This window comes from Tardiphaga sp. OK246 (assembly GCF_900188215.1).
Lineage (GTDB): Bacteria > Pseudomonadota > Alphaproteobacteria > Rhizobiales > Xanthobacteraceae > Tardiphaga > Tardiphaga robiniae.
The window spans coordinates 355,762-375,770 of sequence record NZ_FZOX01000005.1 but is presented as its reverse complement, the minus strand read 5'-3'; the positions used below and the strand labels follow the sequence as shown (position 1 = coordinate 375,770).

16 protein-coding genes are annotated in these 20,009 nt (G+C 61.5%); 4 read left to right on the top strand and 12 right to left on the bottom strand.

The window, feature by feature from the left end:
* Positions 1–4: 4 nt before the first annotated feature.
* The 10 genes from CHC01_RS23185 to CHC01_RS23135 all read right to left on the bottom strand — a co-directional run bounded on the left by CHC01_RS23185 (position 5) and on the right by CHC01_RS23135 (position 11,227).
* Positions 5–1,369, bottom strand: coding sequence for an FAD-containing oxidoreductase (locus CHC01_RS23185; protein ID WP_089266702.1), 1,365 nt, complete (start codon positions 1,367–1,369; stop codon positions 5–7).
* Positions 1,370–1,483: 114 nt separating this feature from the next.
* A complete protein-coding gene (locus tag CHC01_RS23180) occupies positions 1,484–2,479 on the bottom strand; it encodes a branched-chain amino acid ABC transporter permease (RefSeq protein WP_089266700.1) in 996 nt (331 codons plus the stop codon).
* The gene (locus CHC01_RS23175) at positions 2,476–3,342 is read right to left on the bottom strand and encodes a branched-chain amino acid ABC transporter permease (RefSeq protein WP_089266699.1); all 867 of its coding nucleotides are present in this window, start codon (positions 3,340–3,342) and stop codon (positions 2,476–2,478) included. The genes CHC01_RS23180 and CHC01_RS23175 overlap by 4 nt, the downstream gene beginning before the upstream one ends.
* A 12-nt stretch (positions 3,343–3,354) precedes the next feature.
* Positions 3,355–4,059 (bottom strand): ABC transporter ATP-binding protein, encoded by a 705-nt coding sequence (locus CHC01_RS23170; RefSeq protein WP_089266697.1) that lies wholly within the window; start codon positions 4,057–4,059, stop codon positions 3,355–3,357.
* Positions 4,052–4,771: an ABC transporter ATP-binding protein gene (locus tag CHC01_RS23165; protein WP_089266696.1), complete on the bottom strand. Its 720-nt coding sequence runs from the start codon at positions 4,769–4,771 to the stop codon at positions 4,052–4,054. Before CHC01_RS23165 ends, CHC01_RS23170 begins: the two co-directional genes overlap by 8 nt.
* A gap of 45 nt (positions 4,772–4,816) precedes the next feature.
* Complete coding sequence (locus tag CHC01_RS23160) at positions 4,817–6,061, bottom strand: ABC transporter substrate-binding protein (RefSeq protein WP_089266694.1); 1,245 nt, start codon at positions 6,059–6,061, stop codon at positions 4,817–4,819.
* 209 nt (positions 6,062–6,270) lie between these two features.
* Entirely contained in the window at positions 6,271–7,218 is a 948-nt protein-coding gene (locus CHC01_RS23150; RefSeq protein WP_089266691.1) for a glutathione S-transferase family protein, read from the bottom strand.
* Positions 7,219–7,236: 18 nt separating this feature from the next.
* A complete protein-coding gene (locus tag CHC01_RS23145; RefSeq protein WP_068737702.1) occupies positions 7,237–7,446 on the bottom strand; it encodes a hypothetical protein in 210 nt (69 codons plus the stop codon).
* Positions 7,447–7,579: 133 nt separating this feature from the next.
* Complete coding sequence (locus tag CHC01_RS23140) at positions 7,580–8,860, bottom strand: MFS transporter (protein ID WP_089266689.1); 1,281 nt, start codon at positions 8,858–8,860, stop codon at positions 7,580–7,582.
* Positions 8,861–8,944: 84 nt separating this feature from the next.
* Positions 8,945–11,227, bottom strand: coding sequence for an FdhF/YdeP family oxidoreductase (locus CHC01_RS23135; protein WP_089266916.1), 2,283 nt, complete (start codon positions 11,225–11,227; stop codon positions 8,945–8,947).
* Between the two features lie 193 nt (positions 11,228–11,420).
* Here CHC01_RS23135 and CHC01_RS23130 point away from each other — a divergent pair, with 193 nt between their 5' ends.
* The 3 genes from CHC01_RS23130 to CHC01_RS23120 all read left to right on the top strand — a co-directional run bounded on the left by CHC01_RS23130 (position 11,421) and on the right by CHC01_RS23120 (position 14,992).
* Entirely contained in the window at positions 11,421–12,533 is a 1,113-nt protein-coding gene (locus CHC01_RS23130; RefSeq protein ID WP_089266915.1) for an alkene reductase, read from the top strand.
* Between the two features lie 80 nt (positions 12,534–12,613).
* Complete coding sequence (locus CHC01_RS23125; RefSeq protein ID WP_081422070.1) at positions 12,614–12,805, top strand: hypothetical protein; 192 nt, start codon at positions 12,614–12,616, stop codon at positions 12,803–12,805.
* A 96-nt stretch (positions 12,806–12,901) separates the two neighbouring features.
* A complete protein-coding gene (locus tag CHC01_RS23120; RefSeq protein WP_089266687.1) occupies positions 12,902–14,992 on the top strand; it encodes a molybdopterin-containing oxidoreductase family protein in 2,091 nt (696 codons plus the stop codon).
* Positions 14,993–15,001: 9 nt separating this feature from the next.
* Here the strand turns inward: CHC01_RS23120 and CHC01_RS23115 are convergent, their stop codons facing one another.
* Complete coding sequence (locus tag CHC01_RS23115) at positions 15,002–17,125, bottom strand: molybdopterin-containing oxidoreductase family protein (protein ID WP_089266685.1); 2,124 nt, start codon at positions 17,123–17,125, stop codon at positions 15,002–15,004.
* A 184-nt stretch (positions 17,126–17,309) separates the two neighbouring features.
* On the opposite strand from CHC01_RS23115, the gene CHC01_RS23110 reads away from it, so the two are divergent.
* A complete protein-coding gene (locus CHC01_RS23110) occupies positions 17,310–18,227 on the top strand; it encodes a helix-turn-helix domain-containing protein (RefSeq protein ID WP_089266684.1) in 918 nt (305 codons plus the stop codon).
* 21 nt (positions 18,228–18,248) lie between these two features.
* On the opposite strand, the gene CHC01_RS23105 is transcribed toward CHC01_RS23110, so the two are convergent.
* Positions 18,249–19,886, bottom strand: a complete 1,638-nt coding sequence (locus CHC01_RS23105; protein WP_089266682.1) for a GMC family oxidoreductase — start codon at positions 19,884–19,886, stop codon at positions 18,249–18,251.
* Positions 19,887–20,009: the final 123 nt, after the last annotated feature.

Genomic DNA, 20,009 nt, shown 5'->3' with positions numbered 1-20,009 from the left:
CCGATCACTTCATTTCGTTTAGCAGCGTCGGGATCAGTTCCGACACCGTCGGATGGATCGGCACTGCCCATTGCAACTGGGTGTAATCGGCGCCGGCATTCATGATGTCGAGGATGCCATGGATCGCCTCGTCACCCCCGGTGCCCAGAATAGCCGCGCCCAAGATCTTCTTCGTCTCGGCATCCACCACGACCTGCATCATGCCTGATGTCTCGCCCTTCTCGACCGCACGTCCAACATGGGTCATCGGCCGGGTGCCAATCAGCAGCCTTCTGCCCGTGGCTTTTGCCTCTGTCAGCGTCATGCCGACACGACCCAATGGCGGATCAATGAACAGCGCATAGCCGGGAAGCCGATCGCTGACACGGCGGCTTGCGCCATCGAGCAGGTTCGCGGCGAGAATCTCGAAGTCGTTATAGGCCGTATGCGTAAAGGCGCCGCGACCGTTGCAATCGCCCATGGCAAAAATGCCCGGCACATTGGTGGCGAGACCGTCATCGACCTTGATGTAGCCGCGGGCATCCACAGCGACGCCAGCCTTGTCGAGACCGAGATCGTCGGTGTTCGGCCGACGCCCAACCGCGAGCAAAACATCGCTGCCGATAATCTCCGGCGCGCCTTCGGTGCAATCGACGCCGACTGCCACGCCATCGGGATGCGGCTTGAAGGTGATGCATTCGGCATTGGTACGGATATGGACGCCTTCGGCGAGCAGGATGTCGCGGATCGCCTCTGAAATCTCCACATCCTCGCGCGAGACCAGATGCGCGCCTTTCTCAACCACCGTCACTTCGGCGCCGAAACGGCGATACATCTGCGCAAATTCGAGCCCGATATAGCTGCCGCCGATGACCACCAGATGTCTCGGTACCCGGTCGAGCTGCAAGATGCCTGTATTGGTCAGATAGGTGACGTCGTTGATGCCCGGCATATCAGGCACGACAGCCCGCCCACCCACATTCAAGAAGATCCTCGGAGCTGTCAGCAGTTCATCGCCAACACGGATCGTATCCGCAGATTCGAACCGCGCATGGCCATTGATGACCGTGCATTTGTCCATACCGCGCAACCAGCCTTCGACGCCATTGCGCGAGTCGTGGATCACCTTGTCGGCGCGCGCCTTCACGCGGGCCATATCGATCCGCACGGGCGCGTCAATCGTCACGCCATAGTCGCCGCCGCGGCGCGCAAGATGCGCGGCATAGGCGGAGGCGACCAGCGTCTTGGTCGGCTTGCAGCCGGTATTGACGCAGGTGCCACCAAACAGATGGCGCTCAATGATCGCAACCGACATGCCGGCGGACGTAAGCCGACCCGCGAGCGAAGGCCCCGCCTGGCCGGCACCGATGATGATCGCATCGAAGCGCATGATTTTAGCTCCCAACCGGCAGAGCCAATGCTCCACTGTGGCGAAAGACTATCGTTGGAAACGGCATCAGCCAACGGATGACCGAAGTTCCAACGCCGGCAATTCCCGAACCGCTTAGGGCTTGCCGACAACCGCAGGATCGCGCCAGCGCGCCCAGAGCCGCTCAAACAGCGGCAACAGCCCACGCGGCGTCACCAAAATCACCGAGATCACGACAATGCCGTAGATGAAGTAATGCAGGCCGGGCAGCGTGCTGCCGAGCTTGCCACGCAGGATTTCACCAAGTGGCACCAGCAGCAATGCGCCAAGCGCGGGGCCATAGGCGCGGCCGAGCCCGCCGACGGTTGCAAACAGCACGATCTCGATGGTGATGACGGGCGAGATCAGCAGATAGGGATCGGCAAAAGTGAGATAGCGCACATAGGCGGTACCGACGACGGAGGCGAGCATCGCCGAGATCACCATGGCGGTGATCTTGTAGCGCAGGATGTTGACGCCAATCGCCTGTGCCGCCTTCTCGTTGTCGCGGATGGTGCGCAGATAATAGCCAAGCGGCGAATTGAGGATCGCGACATTGACCAGCACGCAGATCGCCGCCAATGCCAGCATCATCCAGAACGCGCCGTGGCCACCGCCAAACTGGAACGCCAGGAAATTACCCGTGTCCTTCGGCAGCAGCAGCCCGGACGCACCGCCGAGGAAGTCCCAGCCCTCGACCACGATGCTGCCCATTTCCGCGAAAGCCAGCGTGATAAGTACGAAAGAAAGATGGCCGAGCTGAAAGCGGAAGTCGATCCAGGCGATAACGGCGCCGAGGATTCCGGAGATCACCGCCGAAATCACGAGACCCAGCCACATATTGATGCCGAGCTTGAGCAGGAGCGCGGCCGAGAACATCGATCCGATGCCGATGAACAGGCTGTGCGCCAGCGAGATCTGCCCGGCCATGCCGCCGACGATGTTCCACGACGAGGCCAGTGCCACATAGACCAGCGCCAGCGTGAGGATGTGGACGTAATAGCTCGACAGCACGAAGGGCATGATGGCGGCGATGACCAGCGCGCCCCACCAGATCGGCGATGCGAGCGTCTTGTAGAATTCGTCTCTCATCGTGCCGAGCTCCAGGTCAGGCCCTTCGGGAGAAACAGCATGATCGCCACGAAGATGATGTATGGCAGCAGCAGGCCGATCGGGCCGTCGAGATAGATCGTGCCGAAGGCTTCGGCGACGCCGATGATCAAACCCCCAAGCATGATGCCGACGAAATTGGTCATGCCGCCGAGCACCACGACCAGCAGCGTGATCACGGTGTAGCGCAAGCCCTGGGTCGGCTGGATCGGCGTGCCCGGCAGCAGCAAGGCGGCAGCCAATGCGAGAATGCCGATGCCGAGCGCAAAGGTGAGCACCTGTACGCGTCCGACATTGATGCCCATCAGCGCCGCGGCATGGGCATTCTGATGCACGGCGCGGATCGAGCGGCCGAAGTCGGTCGAACGCAGCATGATGTAGAGGCCGATGGCGAGCGCAAAGGAGACAACGAAGGCCACGATATGCGGCACCCGCAGCACCACCTCACCGAGAATGATCAGCTTGGACTCGACGAAAGAGGGCGTGCGCGCCGGCTCGCCGCCGAACACCATCAGGATGCCGTTCTGCAGCACCAGGCTGAGTCCCAACGTGAGCTGCACCACCATCAGGAACTGATGCCCCACCATCGGCCGTATCAGGAAGATGTAGACCAGTGCGCCGATGGCGGTCATCAGCGGCACCGTGATGATGATCGACACATAAGGGTCCATGGCGAAGGCGGAGTACAGGGCGAGGCACATGAACATGCCGAGCGAGATGAAATCGCCATGCGAGAAGTTGACGACGCCCGACACGCCGTAGACGAGCCCCATGCCCAACGCCAGCAAGCCATAGGTGGCGCCGATCAGAAGGCCTTGGGCGAGAGCCTGATAAAGTTCGGTCACATCACTCTCCGATCACAGACCAAGATAGGCGCTGCGGGTACGCGGATCGTTCTTCACGGTCTCCGCATCACCCTCCACCGCCACCTGCCCGCGCTCCAGCACGTAGCAGCGCTTGGCGTGGCGCAACGTCAGATTCAGATTCTGCTCCACCAGCAGGATGGTCAGCCCATCGGCATGCAACTTGTCGATGATCTCAAAAATATACTGCACGAACAGCGGCGACAGACCGAGCGAGGGTTCATCGAGCATCAGGAGCTTGGCTTCCGCCATCAGCCCGCGGCCGATGGCCAGCATCTGCTGCTCACCGCCTGACAGTGACCCCGCGCTCTGGGTCAGCCGCTCGCCGAGCCGCGGAAACAGGCCGATAACTTTCTCCATCTGCTGTGGACGATGCTTGCGCGCATGCGCATTGATGCCGCCAAGCAGAAGATTTTCGCGGATGCTCATTTCCGGAAACACCAGACGGCCTTCCGGCACCTGCACGATGCCGAGCTCGACACGCGCCTGCGGCGTCAATTTGCTGATGTCCTCGCCGAGAAACAGAATGCGGCCGGATATCGGCTTGACCATGCCGGACAGCGCATTGATCAGCGTGGTCTTGCCGGCGTTGTTGGCGCCGAGCAGGCCAACGATCTCACCCGCAGCGATCTTGGCATTGATGTCGCGCAACACCGGCACACCACCATAGCCTGCAACCAGGTTATCGATCTCAAGCATCGAGATGATCTCCGAAATAGGCATCCACGACGCGCTGATCCCGAAGGATCTCGTCGGGCGTGCCCTGCGCGATCTTCTCGCCGAAATTGATCACCACCATACGCTGCGCGAGCCGCATGATGACGGGCATCACATGCTCGACCATCACGATGGTAACGCCCTGCTTGTTGAGCTCCTCGATGATCGCGATCGGCGCGGCGGTCTCGGCCATGGTCAAGCCGGCCATCACTTCGTCGAGCAGGATGCAGCGCGGATCGGTAGCGATGCACTTCGCCAGCTCCAGCAGCTTCTTGTCCTGCAGCGACAGTGTCGCCGGCGTCTTGTGTTCCTTGCCGCCAAGGCCGACACGCAGCAGCGCCTGCGCCGCATAGTCGATGGCCTCGCGCATCGGACGGCGTGTCAATGCTGCGGTCGTGACGACGTCGAGCGCCGTCATGTCGGCAAAGGACTGGACGATCTGGAAGGAGCGCATCAATCCGCGGCGCACCAGCCGATCCGGCGACACCCCGATAATGCTTTCACCGTCATAAACAACGTCGCCCGCGCTCGGCGGAATGAAGCCGGAGATCACACCGAACAAAGTGGTCTTGCCGGCACCGTTCGGGCCGATGATGCCAAGAATTTCGCCCTTCTCGACGTCGAAGCTCACCGCGTTCAGCGCGACCAGGCCGCCGAACCGCCTGGTGATGTTGGAGACTTCCAGAAATGCCACAGCCGTCCACTCTTTATGTTGCGCTCAGTCTTACTACAGCGCCGATCAGGACTTCGGCCGCGGCGGCACCTGGGCAAATTCCTTCGGGAATACGACTTGCTGATCCTGCTCGGGAGTCCACTGGATGAACATCGCAGAACCGTCCTTGAGCAGACGGTCTTCTGCGAATTGCAGGCCCTTCGGCTTGGCGATGTAGAGGTTCGGATCGCCTGCCGGAATATTGACGTTCTTCAGCGCCTCGAGCAGTGCATCGCTCTGCAGCGATTTGGCGTTCTCGAGCACCTGCTGCAGCACGCGTGCCGCCTGGGCATATTGCACCGCGCCCTGGCCGATTTTGTCGAGCTTGGCGACATCGCGCAGTTCCGTGACGATCTTCTGCATTGATTCAATCTTGGCGCCGGCGCTGAAGCCGGTCATGCCGAACAGGTTCTTCGTCAGCACGGCCTTGCCGATCTCGGGGCCGAGATCCTTCCAGAGCGACAGATCCGAGTAGCCGCCAGTGCCACCGCAGAAGATGCTGCCATGATAGTTCAGATTGTAACGCGCCTGATGCAGCAAAATGCCATCGCGCGGCGTCACGAGACCGACAACGACGTCCGGCTTGAGCGAGCGAATACGGACCATGGCTGCCGTCTGGTCCTGCGCACGAATATCGAGCGCGGCTTCGCCGATGATCTGGATGCCGCTGGCCTTTAGCTTCTCGACCAGGAATTTGTTCGACTGCTGGCCGGCCTCGTAATTCGAATAGGCCATGACGGCGGTCTTGATCGGAAACTTGAAATCGTCGCGCAATGAGATGACGAAATCATGCATGGTCTGCGCATAGCCGCGATCATAGGGATAACCCAGCGTGAACATATAGTTCGACTGCGACCCACCGGCCCAGACCGACAGCGTCGGAATCTTGGCTTCGTCGACCACCGGCGTCAGCGCCAGCATCTGTGCGCTGAGAATGGTGCCGGTCAGAAGCTGCACCTTTTCCTCGGTGATCAGGCGCCGCGCTTCGGCAGCGGTCCGCGCCGGCTGGCTGGTATCGTCCGCCAGCACCAGCTCGATCCTGGCGCCGCCCTTGCTCTTGATGCCGCCTTCGGCATTGATCTTCTTGATGATGTATTCGAAAGCCGGCTGGCCTTCCTGCGCGTAAGCCGCAAGACCGCCGCTCATCGAATTGACCATGCCGATGCGGATCGCCGGCTCGGCGGCGCCTGCGCTACGAATGAACGGCGCGGCGATCGGCCCTGCCAGAACGGCAGAGGCACCAAGGCCAAATGTGCGGCGGGTCATGGTCATGTCATATCCTCCGATGCGCAACGTCGCTGAAGCGGCGCGCTTTCTTGTTCTGTTACTGGGCGCTGGAGTGTCGAACACCGCGTTGCAGATTGGGAGTCTGCATATCGCAGTCGGGCAGCGTTTTTCGGACTTAGCCGCGTTTGCGCAGCTGCGTCAAATTGCGGCGCATGGAAATCGCGAATGAGGGCCATGCATCCGTGACGGGGCTTTCACAGTCGAGCAATCGCAAAGCCTGCACGCGGGAAATGTACAACCGTCGCGCCGAGATCGGGATCCTCACGCCGCAAAGCGATGCTGTCATGACCCGCAGAAACAAACGCACCGATGACGGGATCGAAACCCCAATCGGTCGGCATGACCGATACCATTACGCCTTCCTTAAACGACAGACCTTGATCATCTGCAATATCGTTATGAGGAGAAGCAGATGTCGCCATAGGCTGACAGAGCCGCGCTATATCCAGCGCGTGTTCGGGCGACAGCTCCTCAACCATTCCGTGCCCCAGCGAACCCACCCGGTCCATCCACGCGAGAACGCGCGGATGCTCGGCAAGACCTTCGCTCTCACCGAGATTGCCGCGCGCGTACCAGAGCGGGTGGTAGACGGCGATGTCGGCAAGTGACGGCGCGTTGCCGAGCAAGAATGCGTCGCCATGCGCAAGCCAATCGCTCAGCCACGCAAGATGAATGCGAAACTGGTTGCGCAGCGCAGGAATCTGCTCACGCATCTTCACGCTGTCCCAGCCATCGAACTTGCCTGACGTGAAACTCGCGCGATCGGCATGGAGCTCTGGCGGAAAACGATCTCCGTTCAGGCCGAAGACCAGTCCAAGAGCATTGGCAAAGAGCGCGCGATCGGCCCAGGCCGCGATGATATCGGCCTGACCGCGCTTGCCCGTCGGATAAAGCGTCGTCTCGGGAAAACGCCGCTCAAGCTCCGCGAGAATACGGCGCGTATCGCAATAGACGTCTGCGCCGATCTGCAGCACCGGAATGCGGCGATAGCCTCCAGTGAGCGCCACGAGCTCTGGCTTCGGCGCGATCCGCGGCTGAATCACCGATCGCCAAGACAGACCCTTCAATCCGAAGGCGATGCGCACCTTCTCGGCAAACGGCGAACGCTGATAGTGATGCAGAACAAGATCGGTCGCCGTCACTGCATCCCTTGCCTGCAGCTACGTCGCATGCACCGCCGTCGTCGCACCGGCGGAATACATCGCCTCGAATTCGGCAATCGGATGCGGAAGTCCATCCGGGCCGGTGATTTCAACATCCCAGCTGCCGTCATCGAGCAGCTCCCTGGCCTTCTTGACAGCTCCGGCCGCGTTGTCGCGGCGGAGTGAAACAGTCCCTGACGTATCGGTTCCCCTGACGAAAAACGGCAAGTCACGTCCTCCCTGTGTGAGGCGCCCCGCAATGCGAGACCGCGCGCGACGTCTTGATCGCGTCACTCTGCGCATCAGACCACAGGACTCACGGCAATTCCAGCAACTTGCCGTCGCAATCGTCATGAACCTGTTATGCAGCCCCGCGCTGCGCTGCGGGACGCGTCAACACGAAGAAGACGAGGGTGCATACGGTCAGGAATACCGCCATTGAGATTAAAACTGCGGGCAATCCCCAGGCGGCGGCAATCGGACTGGTAGCCGATTGCATCACGGCGGTGCCGAGGAAGAATGACAGGTTTGCCGCAGAGAGCGCTTTGCCAATATTCTCGGCAGCAACGACCTGGCGGATCATCGCATAGACGAGCGGCTGCATCGCGACGAGAAGGCCGATGACCACAAGCAGGCCGGTATCGACTGCCACGGGCATCACAGGCAGGCCGAAAAGCGTGGCCAACGGATAGCCCGGTGCACCGAGCGCCATCACGAGCAGCAGCGCGGCGGCGCACAGATGGACCGCAAACAGCAGCATGCGGCGATGACCCAGCTTGCGATCGAGCAGGCCCGACAGCGCCGGCCCAATCACCAGCGCCACCGTAAACAACGCCAGCACATTGCCGGCCTCTATCCGCGACAGTCCCTTAATATTCATCAGCCAGGGACCTGCCCAAAGCCCACGCAACACAAGCTGAACCGCAAGTGACACGAAAGCGAGGATCACGATACCGCGCACCGCGCGGGAGACACCGAGTTGCAGAACCGAAACCATCTCACCCAGAAGCGCGCGCGGCTGGCCTTCGGGACGCGACGACGGAACGATAACCGCGATCAGCATGGCCACGACAATAGCCGCGGCCGCCGCAATCCAGAAACCGGCGCGCCAGCCCCAGTGCTCGACGACGTAAGCAAGCGGACTGGCCGACAACAGCAGCCCCGCATTGCCGAATGACAGAATGATGCCGGACCACAGACCGAACTGCGCTGGTGTCAGCCGCTTGGCCGCGAGCGTCATCGGGCACATCAGCATGCCCGACGTCGCCATGCCGATCGTTGCCTGCGACACGAAGAACGACAGAGGTCCTGTCGATAGCGCGGCAATCGCCGCACCGCAGACCGTACCCGCGAACAGCACGAGCGACACCGTGCGGATGCTGTAGCGATCCAGCGCAACGCCGACCGGAATCTGCAGGAGCGCGAAGAAAAAATGATAGGCCGAAGTCAGCGCGGCTAGCGTCTGCGGCGTGACGCCGAGATCGGTCGACATCAAATCGATCGCGACCGCAGGCGTGGTGCGCAGCATGTTGGACAATACATGCCCGCAGGTCAGAATGAGCATGGCGGCCACGAGAGCCACGCTCACGGGCGGATCGATGGCAACGGGCTTGAAGGCAGAAGAGTCGGCAGCACTGGTCATGGCGCTCGCCTACGCGGAAACACGGCGCGCATCAACCGCCACGAAAGCCGTGGCGGTCATGCTCTCTCAATGCTGCGGCGCAACTTAGGCGACCGATGCCTCGATCCGGATCGGGATCGATTTGTAAGCCGGCGTTCCCGACTTCGCATCATGCTGGTCGAGTGACACGAGCACATTGGCCTCAGGATAATAGGCCGCCACCGATCCTTGTGGGATGTTGTAAGCCACCGCCGTCACCCGACGCAGCGCGCGCGGCGCGCTGTCCGGACGATCCAGCACGATGTCGATCAGATCACCGTGGCTCAGCCCGCGGCGGGCGAGGTCCTGCTCGTTCACGAACACCACATCGCGCCGCCCTGTGATGCCGCGATAGCGATCGTTCATGCCGTAAATCGTGGTGTTGTACTGATCGTGGCTGCGCAGCGTGGTCAGCGTCAACGCGGTCCCGGCGGGGCCGTCCTCATAGAGGCCAGAGAAGACCAGGAACTGCGCCTTCTTGCTCGGCGTCAGCCATTCCCGCTCCGAGGCAGCGTTGCGCAGCCGGAAGCCACCCGGCTTCTTGATCCGCGCATTGTAATCCTCGAAGGCCGGAAAGACCGACTCGATGGCGTCGCGGATCTTGCTGTAGTCGGCGACGTAGTCGAGCCACTTCACCTTGGTATTCGGCAAAGTCGCGATTGCCATATCGGCAACGATCGCAGTCTCGGACTTCAGATGCTCGGACGCCGGCTTCAAGCCGCCGCGCGAGGCGTGCACCATCGACATCGAATCTTCTACCGTCACCAGTTGCGGTCCCGTCGCCTGCACGTCGATCTCGGTACGGCCAAGGCATGGCAGGATGATCGACTCTTTCGCGATCAGAAGATGCGAGCGATTGAGCTTGGTGGCGATATGCACCACGAGATCGAGGCTGCGCATCGCCGGATAGGTCGCCTCAGGATCTGACATCGCGACCGCGAGATTGCCGCCAAGACAGATCAACGCCTTCGAACGGCCATCGCGGATCGCCTTCACCGACGCGACGGCATCGTGACCATGCGCGCTCGGCGGCTTGAAGTTGAAGGTGCGTTCGATACCGGCGAGCAGTGCGGCGTTGGGTACTTCGGTGATCCCCACGGTGCGGTCGCCCTGCACGTTGGAGTGCCCGCGTAACGGCGAGATGCCGGCGCCGGGACGGCCGATGTTTCCGCGCAGCATCAGGAGATTGGCGATCTGCTGCACGTTACCGGTGCCGTGGCGATGCTGGGTGATGCCCATGCCGTAGTTGATGATGACGCTCTTGGCCGCGGCGTAGATGTTGCCTAGGTTTTCGATATCGGCGCGCGGCAGGCCAGACGATTTCTCGATCGCCTCCCATGAGGTCGCGTCGAGATCGGCGAGCAGCGCCTCGATGCCGTTGGTATGTTCGGCGATGAAGGCGCGGTCAAGCACGCCGGGGCCGCCTTCGGCAAGGCTCGCGGCGTCGAGCGCCACGACGGTCTTCATCATGCCCTTCAGTACGGCAATGTCGCCGCCGACCTTGACCTGGTAATAGGTCGACGAGATCTGCGTAGAGCTCAACGTCAGCATTTCCGCTGGATGCTGCGGGGATGTGAATCGTTCCAGCCCGCGCTCGCGCAGCGGATTGATTGAAACGATGGCAGCACCGCGCTTGGAGCATTCGCGCAGAGTCGTCAGCATGCGCGGATGATTGGTGCCGGGATTGTGCCCGATGCAGAAGACCGCATCCGCATGGTCGAAATCCTCCAGCGTCACCGTGCCCTTACCAACGCCGATGGATTCCGGAAGGCCGACGCTGGTGGCCTCGTGGCACATATTCGAGCAATCGGGGAAATTGTTGGTGCCGAATTCGCGCACGAACAACTGATACATGAAGGCTGCTTCGTTAGAGCAGCGGCCCGACGTGTAGAATTCGGCCATGTTCGGATCGGGCAAAGCGCGCAAGCCGGCACCGATCCGCGCCATCGCATCCTCCCACGAGATCGGAAGATATTTGTCGCTAGCCTGGTCATAGGCCATCGGATGGGTGAGACGCCCCTCGTTTTCGAGGTCGTGATCATGCCAGTCCCAGAGTTCACTCACCGTATGGGCCGCAAAGAATTCCGGCGTCGTGCGCTTGGCTGTTGCTTCCCACGACACCGCCTTAGCGCCGTTCTCGCAGAACTCGAATGATGACGTATGCTTTGGATCGGGCCAGGCGCAGCCCGGGCAATCAAAGCCATGCGGCTGGTTCATCGTCAGAAGGCCATGGGTCTCATTGACGACCGCCATCTGTCCGCGCACCGCGTCGGCCACTGCTTTCAACGCGCCCCAACCTGCGGCGGCACCTTTATAGTCTTCGACGCCCTGAACCTGCTTCTTCGCCATCGCGATCCGTCCTTCGTCGTCAGGGCCCATATGGCCCAACCTAATTCCGCCTCGTAGCATTAAAGGCTGCATTGCTGCGAATAGATGCCATCAACTTTGATTGACCGACCCCTGCGCTGTATTGAACGATACGAATGCCGCGACACCTGTTCACCAAGGCTATCGCCCGATTGATATTTTGAATGGAGCGCCGATGACCTCTTCTTCCCTGTTCCAGCCGCTGCAAGTTGGCCCGTATCAACTCAGCCACCGGGTTGCGATGGCGCCGCTGACGCGCATGCGGGCCGAGAAGACAACGCTCGCGGCCTGGACCCTCAACGCCGAATATTACGCGCAGCGCGCGACCGAAGGCGGACTGATCATCGCCGAAGCGTCGCAGGTCATGCAGGAAGGACAAGGCAACCCGCACACGCCGGGCATCTATTCGAAAGAGCAGATCGCCGGCTGGCGTCAGGTTACCGATGCCGTGCATGCCAAAGGCGGCATCATCTTCCTGCAGCTATGGCATGTCGGCCGTGCCTCACATTCCTCGTTCCAGCCCGGCGGCGGGCTTCCGGTCGCGCCGTCAGCCATTGCGATCGACGCTACCACGCGGACGGCTTCAGGCGAGACGGTATCTTACGAAACGCCCCGCGCCCTGGAGACCAGCGAGATTCCCGGCATTATCGACGCCTACCGACAGGCCACGCGCAACGCCAGGGAAGCCGGCTTCGACGGCGTCGAGGTGCACGGCGCCAACGGCTATCTGCTCGAACAATTTCTGCAGACCCGCAGCAATCGGCGCACCGACCAATATGGTGGCTCCATCGAGAACCGCGCCCGCCTGCTGCTCGAAGTGACCAATGCCGTCATCGACGCCTGGAGCGCGGATCGTGTCGCCGTCCGCCTGTCGCCTTATGGTGTCTCGAATGACTCCGGCGAAGCCGATCCGATGCCGCTCTACAGCTATGTGGTCCGTGAGCTCGACAAACTCGGCCTCGCCTACCTCCATTTCGTCGAGCCGCGCACAAGCGGCGTCGGCCGCGCGGAAGTGTTTCATAACAATGTGCCTAAAGCCTATGAGCTGTTCCGGCCGATGTGGAGCGGCGTGCTGGTCACCGCCGGCGGATTCGACGGCACCTCCGCCGAGGAGGCCGTCGCTTCCGGCAATGTCGATATTATCGCCTTTGGCCGCCCGTTCATCGCCAATCCGGATCTGCCGGAGCGTATCAAGCGCAAGGCGCCCTTTACGCCTTATAACCGGGCGACGTTTTACGGCGGCGATGTGGCTGGCTACACCGACTACCCGGTGCTTGGCGCAGGCTAGTCTGCGGATTATTCAATAGAAAGCACTTCTGGCGCGCTATAGTCTGTGTACGGCCCGTAGCGGGTCAGGAGTATCGCCCCATGGATTCCACCCTCTCAGCCGCCGAGCTCGACGATCGCATCGCCATCCTTCGCGACAATATCCGGCAGTTGATCGAGCAGGCCACCGCGGCTTCCGGCGAGAGCAACGAGGAGCGCACCGCGGATCGGCTGGCGCAGCAGAATGAGGAGCTGGACCGGCTGATCGCCCAACGCGACGCCCTGGGCAAATAGCCGAGAGGACTACGGACTGGAGGCCTGCCCGGTTGTCGGGCGGGATGCGCAAAACCTCGGCTTTTCCTCCAGTAAACTTTTGGCTAGCTTGGCTGCATGAACGTTCAAGCCAAGATCGACATCAAGCACTCCACCTGCCCGCATGATTGCCCCTCCGCCTGCGCCCTCGACATCGAGGTGATCGGCGGGAACACCATCGGCCGGGTCCGCGGCTCCAAGGAGCAAAGCTATACCGCCGGCGTGGTCTGCGCGAAGGTCGCGCGCTATGCCGAGCGCATCCATCATCCAGAACGGCTGATGTATCCGATGCGCCGCACCGGCCCGAAGGGCTCCGGCCATTTCACCCGCATCACCTGGGACGAGGCGCTCGACGAGATCGCTTTGAGGTTCAACGAGGCCGAGCGCGACTTTGGCGCGGAGTCGGTGTTTCCCTATTACTATGCCGGCACCATGGGTCTGGTGATGCGCGATGGCATCAACCGCCTCGCCAATGTGAAGAAATATTCGCGCTTTTACTCGACTATCTGCGCAACCATTGCCTGGGCCGGCTTTGCCGCCGGTACCGGCAAGGTAGCCGGCGTCGATCCGCGCGAGATGGCGAAGTCGGACCTGATCGTGATCTGGGGTACCAATCCCGTCTCGACGCAGGTCAATGTGATGACCCATGTCTCGCGCGCGCGGAAAGATCGCGGCACCAAGCTTGCCGTCGTCGATATCTACGACAACGACACCATGAAGCAGGCCGACATCAAGATCCTGCTGCGGCCAGGTACAGACGGCGCCTTCGCCGCCGGCGTCATGCATGTGCTGTTCCGCGACGGCCTGGCTGATCGCGACTATCTCGCCAAATACACCGATGCCTCGCCGGAGTTCGAGGCGCATCTTGCTTCGCGAACGCCGGAATGGGCCTCAGACATTTGCGGCGTGCCCGCTGCGGAAATCGAAGCCTTCGCGCGTCTGGTCGGCGAGACCAAGCGCAGCTATTTCCGCCTCGGCTATGGCTTCACCCGCAGCCGCAACGGAGCCGCGCAGATGCATGCAGCGCTGTGCGTGCCCACAGTCACCGGCGCCTGGCAATACGAAGGTGGCGGCGCTTTCTTCAACAATGCCGCGATCTGGAAATTCGACAAGACGCTGATCGAGGGTCTCGACGTGCTCGACGAGAGCGTTCGGCGTCTCGATCAGTCGAAGATCGGCCGCATCCTCACCGGTGACGCGGAAGCCTTGCACAACGGCCCGCCGGTTAAGGCGATGCTGATCCAGAACACCAATCCGATGACGGTGGCGCCGGAACAGGCTTTGGTACGGCAGGGTTTTGCCCGCGAAGACCTGTTCGTCGCGGTGCATGAGCAATTCATGACCGAGACCGCCATGATGGCCGACATCGTGCTGCCGGCAACCATGTTCATGGAGCACGACGATCTCTATTACGCCGGCGGCAACCAGCACATCTCGGTCGGTGCCAAGCTGATCGACGCGCCGGAAGAGTGCCGCTCGAACCACGACGTTCTGCAAGGCCTCGCCACCCGCCTCGGCGCGAAACACCGCGCGTTCGATATGCATCCGCGCGACATCATCGACGAGACGCTGCAAGTCAGCGGCCGCGGTGGCATCGAAGGGCTGGAGGCCGACAAATGGCGCGATATCCAGCCGGATTTCCGCACCTCGCATTATCTCGACGGTTTCGCCCATGCCGACGGCAAATTCCACTTCAAGGCGGACTGGTCGACAGTGCCAATGCCCAATGCCGGGCTGATGGGCGCATGGGACGAGATGCCGTCATTCCCCGACCACTGGGCGGTGATCGAACAGGCCGATGAGGCGCATCCGTTTCGTCTGGCCACCAGCCCATCGCGCTCATTCCTCAACACCTCGTTCAACGAGACGCCATCATCGCAGGCCCGCGAGGGTGCACCCAGTGTGATGATGCACCCCGTCGACGCGGCGAGGCTCGGCATTGCCGATGGCGATGCCGTGACACTTGGCAACACGCGCGGCGAGACGACACTGACCGCGCGTATCTTCGAGGGCCTGCGGCGCGGTGTGCTGATTGCGGAATCGGTGCACCCCAACAAGGCGCATATCGGCGGCCATGGCATCAATATGCTGACCGGCGGCGAAGCCGTGGCGCCTTACGGTGGGGCTGCGTTTCACGATAACAAAGTGTGGGTGAAGAAGGCGGGGTAGCCCGCCTTCTTACGCCGTCGATACCTGCACCAGGATGTCGGAGAAGGTCGGCGCACGTCCGAGATCGGCCATCGCCGGCGAAGTCAGCGCATGCACCGTTGCACTCTTGCGGGTCGAGCGTTGCCAATAGCCGCTCGGTGCCACCACCACGCCGGGCTTCACATCCGCCGAGATGGTGACGAGCGCCTCGAACGAGCCGCGATCGTTATAGACACGGATCGGCGCGCCCGCTTCGATGCCACGTACTGCAGCATCGTCGGGATGCAGCAGTACGGCCTGCTCGCCGGCATGATGGAGCTGCTTCGGCATATTGCCGAAATTGGAATTCAAGAATGCGTGGCTCTTCGGCGAGATCAGGCTGAGCGGATATCTCTTCGCCAGCTCGGGATTGGTCTGCGGCGATTCTCGTGGTGGAATATAGGACGGCAACGGATCGACCGGCTCGCCGGACTGTTGGCCACCATAGCCCTGCCTGAACAGCGGCACGACGAAATTTCCGCCGGCGGCAATCGAGGACTTGAATTCGCATTTGCCTGACGGCGTGAAAAAATTGCCTTCGCGATGTGGCGCGTATGTATCGGATCCCTCGACTTTCAAGCGCGCATAGCCGGTTTGCTTCAGTTGCTCGATGGTGATGTTTTCCAGCACGGGACTGGTCCAGTCCATCGAATCCGCAATCATCTCGTCATCGCTGCGGAAGAACGACGGATCGTCGATGCCCATGGCGGCGGCGAGCCTGCGAAACAGCTCGGTGTTCGATACGGCTTCACCGAGGGGTTCGATCGCCTGGTTGTTGTAGGACAGATAAAGATGCCCCCAGGAGAACATCAGATCCTTCTGTTCGAGCTGCGTCGTCGCCGGCAACACGATATCGGCAAAGCGCGCGGTGTCGGTCATGAAGTGTTCGCTGACGACGGTAAACAGATCCTCACGCGCCAGGCCAACCTCGATCTTGCCCTGCTCTGTGACCATGGCCATCGGATTGGCATTGTAGACGAACAGCGACTTGATCGGTGGATCAAAACCAAGCTCGCCGGTGAGCACCGGGCCGAGTTGCCACAGATTCACGATGCGCAAATCCTCTCCCTGTAGGTCCGGGCGCATCAGCACGTCCCATTTCACCGGAAACGCCCAGATCGGCAGCTGCAGCAGACCGCCGCCGACGTGACGCCAGGCACCGATCAGCGCGGGCAGACATGAGATCGCGCGCACGGTCTGGCCTCCGCCGGCATGTCGCTCGACGGCGACGCCGATGCGGATTACCGCGGGCGGCGTGGTGGCATATTCACGCGCCAGCGTGCGGATGTCGTCCGCCGCGATCCCGGTGATTCCAGACACGTAGTCGGGCGTGTAGATCGCGGCACGTTCGGCCAGCTCGTCATAGCCGATCGAATAGTTGTCGACGTAATCGCGATCGATCAGTCCCTCGGTGGTGATGACGTGGATGAGGCCCAGCGCCAGCGCCGCGTCTGTCCCCGGCCTTATAGCGATGTGCCAGTCCGCCTGCTGCGCGGTCCGCGTCCGTACGGGATCGATGACCACAAGCTTGGCACCGTTCTTCATCGCCTGCTTGATATAAGGCCAGTGATGCGAGTTGGTGCTGAGCGTGTTGCAGGCCCAGAGGATAATGTATTTAGAGTGGACGAAGCTCTCCGGATCGGTACCCGGCGTATGGCCTATCGTCATCAGATAGGCAGTACAGGCGCCGGAATCGCAGAACGTACGTTCGGCCACCGTGGCGCCGAGCTTGTTGAACAGGGGATCGCCTACATTGAGGCCGTTGATGATGCCCTGGGTGCCAAGATAGCTGCACGGCAGGATCGCCTTGGCGCCGTCCTCGGCGATGATCGTCTTCCATTTGCCGGCGATCTCGGACAGCGCGTCATCCCATGAGATGCGCGTAAACTGGCCACTACCCTTTGGCCCCGAGCGCCGCATCGGATAGAGAATGCGCTGGTCGCTATAGACGCGCTCCTGATAATCGTTGACCTTCACGCAGAGCCGACCTTGCGTGAACGGGTGATCCGGATTGCCCCGCACGGACACGGCGCGGCCATCTTCGACCGTCGTGATCATGGAGCAGGTGTCGGGGCAATCATGGGGGCATGCACCAATTACGGTTATCTGGGTCAAGCTGGCCTCCGCTGGCTACCGATCTGGGGCGATGCCGAGCATGCTGAGCTGACGGGCTGTTGGCTTTTCCGAGCCTGCTGTTCTGTTTGCAAATCCTGCTGACCACGCGGCGGATTCCGCCCCGCGCCCATGGCACAGGAATTGAATGTTAAGCGGCGATCATTTCAGCGAGTGGGGGTTGGCTATGACGATTGCAGGCCACGGCGCGGAAAAGTATGTCACCGGACATCTCATCGATGGGTCTCAGGACCGGAATTGGCCCCATCTGCTCGCGGAGCGCTGGAGCCATGGGGCCGGCGATCTACCCTCGGTGCTGCCACGAGATACCGAGATTGCCATGTTCCTGCGCGGCAACTCGGTCGTGGAGCGTCAGGGCGGCGGTATGCGGCAACGGACGTCGGGCCATCGCGGCACCATCTGGCTCTGCCCCGCCGGCATTCGCGAAGAATATATCAACGTCTCCGAACCGGTCGCGGACTGCCTGCACATCTATCTTCCCGGCCAGCCCTTTGAGGACACGCTTCTGCAGGATCTGGAAATCGATCCATCACGTATGACCTTGCGCTATGAGAGCGTCGATCATGATCCATTCATCGAACAGGTCGCCGAGCTGATCCTGCAGGAGCTGAATACGGAGACCTCCGCCGGCCGACTGCTGATTGAAACACTCAGCAGTGCATTGTCCGCACATCTCGTTCACAAATATGCGGCGAACGCGATTCCACTGAAGCCGCCACCGTCATCCGACAAGCCATTGGATCAACGGCGGCTGGCGCGGGTAATCGAATTCGTTGACGCCAATATCTCGCGCGAATTCGCGGTCGCCGATATGGCCCGCACGGCCTGTCTCAGCCCGGCGCATTTCGCGCGGGTGTTCAAGGTCCGAACCGGTCTCACACCGCATCAGTTCGTCAGCGAACGGCGGCTGACACTGGCGAAACAAATGCTAGCGGATCTGTATCGACCAATCGTCGATGTCGCCTATACCGCGGGCTTTTCATCTCAAGCCAATTTTACCCGCGCCTTCCGCCGGGCGACCAACATGACGCCCGGCCAGTTCCGCGGCCAGACAGCCGCCTATCGGATGTCCGACGAACTGTAGCGCTGGAGCTCGCAACTGGAGCTACCGCGCATCCTCCAGGATCATATCCGACGCCTTCTCGGCGATCATGATCACCGGCGCGTTGGTGTTACCCGACATCAGGTCCGGCATGATCGATGCATCGATCACGCGCAGACCTTCCAGCCCACGCACACGCAGGCGCTGATCGACCACCGCTTTCGCATCATTACCCATCCGGCACGTCGAAGTCGGATGATAGACCGTGCTGCCGCGCTGGCGGCAATAAGCGAGCCATTGCTCGTCGGTCACCGTGCCCGGACCAGGCTCGACCTCCTTGGTCACGAATGGCTTCATCGCCGGCGCGTTGAGCATCTTACGCAGGATTTTCAGGCCTTCGACATTCGCCGTACGATCCGTTTCGGTCGCCAGATAGTTGATGCGGATCGCCGGCGGCACCGAGGGATCAGCGCTCTTGATGCGCAGCGAGCCGCGGCTTTCGGGGCGCAACTGACAGACCGACGCCGAGAAGCCGGAAAACGGATGCAGTTTCTCGCCCATCTTGTCGGTGGAGAACGGCAGGAAGTGGATCTGGATATCCGGAGACGCCATGCGCGGATCGGTCTTGAAGAAGGCGCCGGTGGTGCCGGCGGCATAAGTCAGCGGACCGGTGCGGAACGCCGCATATTGCAGACCCATCATCGCCCTGCGAACCGGATGATTGACGAAATCATTGAGCGTGATCTTCTGCGGACACTCCATCACCATCCGGACCTGCATGTGATCCTGCAAATCGCTGCCGACGCCGGGTGCATCGAGGAGGACCTCGATGCCGTGTTCCTTGAGCAGATCGGCGGGACCGACGCCGGAGAGCTGCAGCAGTTGCGGTGAATTATAGGCGCCACTCGACACCAGCACTTCCTTGCGGGCGCGCGCCTTGCGCACCACGCCATGCTGCTTGAATTCGATGCCCACCGCGCGCTTGCCTTCGAACAGGATCCGCTGGGCCAGCGCTTCGGTTTCGACGCGGACCTTGCCCTGCTTCAGCGCCGGGCGCAGATAGGCCCGCGCGGTCGAGGCGCGGCGGCCACCTTTCGTGGTGGTCTGGAACCAGCCAGCCCCTTCCTGCGTGGCACCGTTGAAGTCGTTGTTCACGGGAATGCCGGTCTCGGCAGCAGCGGCGATGAAGGCCTCCGACAACGGATCGGGGCAGCGCGAATCCGACACCGGCAGCGGGCCGCCGACGCCGTGATACTCGCTCGGCCCACGCGTCTGATTTTCCGCCTTCTTGAAATAGGGCAGCACATCGTCATAGCCCCAGCCGGTATTCCCGAGCTGACGCCAGCGATCGTAATCCTCATGCTGACCGCGTACATAGAGCAAGCCGTTGATGGAGCTGGAGCCACCGAGCACTTTTCCGCGCGGCTGAAACACTGAGCGTCCATCGAGGCCCGGTTCGGGCTCGGTCTGATACATCCAGTTGACGGACTTCTCCTTGAAGAGCTTGCCGTAGCCGAGCGGCACGTGAATCCAGATATTGCGGTCCTTCGGGCCGGCTTCGAGCAGCAGCACCGAATATTTACCGGAGGCCGACAAACGATTGGCCAGCACGCAACCGGCCGACCCCGCACCGACGATGATGTAATCAGCCTCAATGGCGTCAGCCGACGCGCGATGCGCCGACGCAGTTTGACCGCTCATGTTTCCCCCAATTGTTTTCAGCAACTGAAAACGGAAATGGCGGGGATGTAAATGGGCGTGGACGGAAGCATGGCACGCATGCGGCTAGAATCGTCGCAATGCGAAAGCGAGCGACTGCGTGAG